General features: G+C 74.2%; 4 protein-coding genes. All 4 read right to left on the bottom strand.

Features of this window, described 5'->3' with window-relative positions; genetic code table 11:
• Positions 1-150: 150 nt before the first annotated feature.
• On the bottom strand, positions 151-1,215 hold the full coding sequence (locus ACFVIM_RS33260) for an isopenicillin N synthase family dioxygenase (protein ID WP_384309541.1): 1,065 nt from the start codon (positions 1,213-1,215) through the stop codon (positions 151-153).
• A gap of 239 nt (positions 1,216-1,454) precedes the next feature.
• On the bottom strand, positions 1,455-1,874 hold the full coding sequence (locus ACFVIM_RS33255; RefSeq protein WP_384309539.1) for a lasso peptide biosynthesis B2 protein: 420 nt from the start codon (positions 1,872-1,874) through the stop codon (positions 1,455-1,457).
• Positions 1,871-2,131 carry a lasso peptide biosynthesis PqqD family chaperone gene (locus ACFVIM_RS33250; protein WP_384309536.1) on the bottom strand — a complete coding sequence of 87 codons (261 nt, stop codon included), beginning with the start codon at positions 2,129-2,131 and terminating at the stop codon, positions 1,871-1,873. The genes ACFVIM_RS33255 and ACFVIM_RS33250 overlap by 4 nt, the downstream gene beginning before the upstream one ends.
• An 8-nt stretch (positions 2,132-2,139) precedes the next feature.
• On the bottom strand, positions 2,140-3,996 hold the full coding sequence (locus tag ACFVIM_RS33245; RefSeq protein WP_384309533.1) for an asparagine synthase-related protein: 1,857 nt from the start codon (positions 3,994-3,996) through the stop codon (positions 2,140-2,142).
• Positions 3,997-4,375 lie beyond the last annotated feature (379 nt).

Here is a 4,375-nt window from a genome sequence, read left to right as displayed (position 1 = left end):
GAGACCTGTTCACCGTCGTTCCCCAGCTCACCGACGACATCAACCACCGCAAGAACTAACCCCCACCACCACAACCACAGACAGACAGGCAGGCGGGCGTTACCCGGGAGAGGGGGCCGTGGCACACCACCACGACCCCCTCTTCCGCCGTCAGCGCGGTCCCGCCCCCTCCCTCAGCCGGGCCAGCCGGACCAGGCCGCCTTCCTCCCGGATCCGCCGGGTCGTGGTCCGCGCCGGGTAGGAGCGCATCATCATGCGGGTGAAGTGGCTGCCGTAGTGCAGTCGCTCCTCGTCCGGGCTCTCCCCGGCGCTCTGCGGCGAGGTGAGCAGTGGCTCCACCCAGGCCTGGAAGTTGGGCTCGTGGAAGTAGGCCATGGAGTACCGCTCCCGGTCGGTCAGTCGTACCTTGTGCGGGGTGGAGAGCAGCTCACCGCAGGTGAGGAGCTGGAGGATGTCGCCGGGGAAGGCGGTCACCGTGCCCTCGACCGGTGGAACGTAGGTCCAGGGCCCCTCGTTCTCGTACATGCCCGCCGCGCTCTCCCGCTCCAGCCAGTTCCGGTTGCGGCACTCGCCCGGTACCGGCGGGCGGACCCAGAGTCCGCCGGTGTCGTCCTGGGCGGCGAGGACGACGAGCCCGTAGTCGGTGTGGGAACCGATGCCCCGGCCACTGATCCGGGAGGCGGTGGGGAAGCGCAGGGCGCGCAGATGGTGCCAGCCGTCGTCGGTGAGGGCACGGAAGGCGGACGGGTCGCCGAGGCCGAGCCCCAGGGCGACATAGGCGAGCAGCCGTTCGGCGAGGTCGCCGAGTCCGTCCATATAGGCGGTGATGGCCCGCTGGTAGGGCGGGTCCGGCCAGGGAACGGGTCCGTGGCAGGGCCAGCGGGAGAGGAACCGCTGGTCGTCGGGGGCGATGTCCTTGCAGACGGTGAAGATCTCCGCGAGATCCGCCTGGCCCGCCGTGGTCTCCTCCCCCACCGTGATGTAGCCGCTGTAGCTCAGGTCGTTCAGATGCCGGAGCTTCTGGTGGAGGGGGCGGCCGAAGAAGTGTCTGCTCTCCCTCAGGGCGGCGGTGGCCCGCTCGCGCAGGGGCTCGTCGAGGGTGAGGTAGAGGATGCCGTGCGTCCGCCAGGCCCGCAGGACGGCGTCGGCGAGGGCCTGGTCCGAGGGGGTGCCGGTGGGGATGTCCGGTAGCTGGAAGACAGGTAGGTGCGACATATCCGCTCTCTCGGTCGTGGGGGGGGGCACGTCCGCACAGATGAGGCACGCACAGGTGATACCCGTTCCCACGGACCTGGAGCGCGTCCGGGTCACCTCCGGGTCATTGAGGTTCGTCACCCCGGGACGAGCGGCGGTGCGGCCACCGCCGGGAGGGTCCAGGCGACAGCCGCTCCATGGCCCCCTCCACGGCTCTCACCAGGCGTGAGCCGGGGGTGGTCGCCGTTGCCGACGGCGGGTCACCGTGGGCTGGGCACGGTCATGGTGAGATGGAAGTAACGCACCTCGTCGTTCTCCCCCACCGGTCGGCCGTCGACGGCGACCCAGGCGTGCGCCAGGAACGGCTGGGTGCGCACTCCGACGCACCAGTCGGGCCAGACGCCGTGCGCCCGGCAGAGCAGTACGGTCGCGAGGGAGCGCTGGAGGCAGCGCGGCCCGGCGCAGGCGACGCTGACCGCGACGACGGCGTCCCGGGCGCGGGCCGCCTGGTCCCCGGTGGCGGGCGCGGCACCGCGCCTGAGGAACTCCAGGACCCGCCGTAACCGGGAGGGGGGCAGCAGGGTGAGCAGCCGGGCGAGTCCCACGGCGGCCAGCGCGGCGGGGCGGCGACGGGGCGGGAGGCTCCCGCGGCGCTCCAGACTGACGGCGCGGTCGGTCATGTGACCACCATCTTCGCCGCCCGCAGGGCCGCCACCAGCTTCCGCACATCGGCGGCGGCCCGTTCCGGGTCCACGGCGGGGAAGCGTTCCCGCAGGGCCGCGAGCGCGGTGTCCGTGGTCCCGCCGTCGAGGAGGGTGCGCAGGACCAGGGCTCCGGTGTCGTTCATCTGCCAGTAGCGTCCGGCGCGTTCGTCGAGCAGGACCAGTCCGCCGTCGGTCTCGGTCAGGGTGATGTGGGGTGCGAGGGTGAAGCTCATGGTCCTCCTCAGGCCGGTGTGGGCGGGGCCGGTGACGGGGTGGGCGGCGCGGGCGCGGCGCCGGTCGGTGGGGGCAGCGACCGGAGCCAGAGTTCGCCGGCGAGGGTGAGTTCGAGCGGCATCAGTGGCCAGGTGTCGGTGTGGAGCGCGCCGAGCACCTCCCGTACCCCGTCCGCGTCCACGAGCCCCATCCGCGCCAGATGGGAGTCCTCGAAGAGGTCCGTGAGCCGCCGTCGGTGGCGCCGCAGTCCCCCGTAGAGATCGGGGGAGGCGTCGGCCTTGGTCCGCCGGTCGAGGAGGTCGTCGGGGACCAGGCCGCGGAGCGCGGCGGTGAGTACGGGCTTCACCCGGCCGGGGGCGATCCGGTCGCCGGGGCGGACCGCCATCGCGGCCTCGATGACGCGGTCATCGAGGTACGGGGACTCGATCGTGACGCCGTGTCGCTGTCCGATCCGGGTGGCGGAGCGGGCCACCATGCCGTTGACCTGCGTCAGCCGCAGCATGTCGTGGTGGAGCGGCAGCGGGGCGAGGGGTTCGGCGCCGTCGGCGAGTACACGGCGCAGCAGTCCGCGGACGGCGTCGACGGCGTCGGGGGTGGCCCAGGGGACCATCCGGGGGAGGATCTCCCAGCCGGGGGTGGTGGTCGTGGGGCGATCCCGGGTGAGGGTGTCGGCGACGGCGCGGAGCCAGCGGTGGTACGGGGCGCGGTAGCAGAGCAGCCGGGCGGTGACGGGCCAGCTCCAGCGGTGCGTCGCCCGGGTCGCCCGGACGGTGGTGAGCGGCAGGGCGGGCAACCGGTCCTGGACGAGGGCGGTGAGGCTCATCGGGCCGGGGAGGAAGAGCTCATCGGAGCCCATGCCCTGGAGATGGACGGTGGAGCCGTGGTCGGCGGCGAGCCCGGCGAGGAACTCCACCAGCGGTCGCCGTACGAAGGTGAGCGGTGCCTCCTCGACCCCGTCGGGCGGTGGCGTGGCACCGTCGGCGAACATCCCGGGACCCTGGGCCATCGGCACCGTCAGATGCCGGGCGCCGGGCAGGGCGTGGGCGGCGCGCGCCACCCACAGCCGGTCCTCGTTGCCGGGGTCGGAGGACTGGAGGTGGACGGTCACCAGCCGGGCGCCGCCGCGCGCGGCGAGGAAGCAGAGACTGGTGGAGTCCTTGCCGCCGGAGAGATCGGCGCTGACGGTAGCGCGGCCCTCGACGCGTGCGCGGACCGCCGTCTCCAGCGCGTCGCGCAGGGCCGGTGCGGCGCGTACCAGGGGGACGTCGGGGGTGGGCGGGGTCCAGTACGGGACGGTGGTGCCGGTGCCGTCACGGGTCAGGTCCAGGTAGCGGCCGGGCGGTACGGTCCGTACCCCCCGCCACAGACATCGGGCGTTCAGCGGCCACGGTGGCCCATAGGGGCCCAGGAGTTGCGCCGCCAGCAGCTCCTCGTCGATTCCGGCGCCGGTCAGGGCCGCCAGCGCCGCGGGGTGCCCGGCGGCCAGGGTGATCGCGCCGACCGTGGTGTGGAAGATCCGGCAGCTGGTCGAGAGGGTGCCCTGGGCCCGTACCCGGCCGTCGAGCGAGACGAGCAGATGGTGGGCGCCGGGCAGGGCACGGGCGAGCGTGTCGACGTCGGCGGGGGCGTGGACCGCCCGCAGGGCGCGGGCGAGCCGGGTGGCGTCGGCGCCGACGGTGCCGAGGGCGATGGCCCGGGTGCGGCCGACCGCGGCGATCACCGCCCGGCGCGGGTCCCAGGTACCGAGGATCCAGGGGCGGCCGGAGGCGTGGTTCACCACGGTTCCCCGTGGCTGTCTCGGCACTCTCGCCGCGAGGGCCGTGCCCGCCGGGTGGTCCGGCAGCACCAGGAACTCCATGCTCATCTCCCCTGAGCGGCCTCGCCGGTGGCGGGGCGCTGGCCGCGCCGTGGCGCCTGTTGCGTGTGTCATGAGCGGGCCCGTTCGGTGCGTGAGGAGCGCGGGCCCGTTCCGCGCGATCTGAGCGCGGCCTGTTCGGTGGGTGAGGAGCACGGGTCCGTGGGTGAGGAGCGCGGGCCTGTTCCGTGCGTCAGGAGCACGGGTCCGTTCCGCGCGGGCGGGTGGGGTCCGGACGGCCGTGGGCCCCGCCGGGGCCCGGCGGCCGTGGTGGGTCCGGTGCGATGCCCGGCCGTGCGGGCGCTTCGTGGCGGCCGGGCGTTCCGTCCCACGGCGGGCCCGCCGTGGGCCTCGCCGGCCCCAGGGCTGAGGGGCCGTCCCCCCCAGC

The sequence above is a fragment of the Streptomyces sp. NPDC057638 genome, assembly GCF_042800315.1.
Classification (GTDB): domain Bacteria; phylum Actinomycetota; class Actinomycetes; order Streptomycetales; family Streptomycetaceae; genus Streptomyces.
This window is presented reverse-complemented; position numbering and strand designations above follow the sequence as displayed.

Coding starts and splice junctions, on each gene's coding strand:
- ACFVIM_RS33255 (WP_384309539.1), bottom strand. CDS start 1,874: ATGACCGACCGCGCCGTCAGTCTGGAGCGCCGCGGGAGCCTCCCGCCC.
- ACFVIM_RS33260 (WP_384309541.1), bottom strand. CDS start 1,215: ATGTCGCACCTACCTGTCTTCCAGCTACCGGACATCCCCACCGGCACC.
- ACFVIM_RS33250 (WP_384309536.1), bottom strand. CDS start 2,131: ATGAGCTTCACCCTCGCACCCCACATCACCCTGACCGAGACCGACGGC.
- ACFVIM_RS33245 (WP_384309533.1), bottom strand. CDS start 3,996: ATGAGCATGGAGTTCCTGGTGCTGCCGGACCACCCGGCGGGCACGGCC.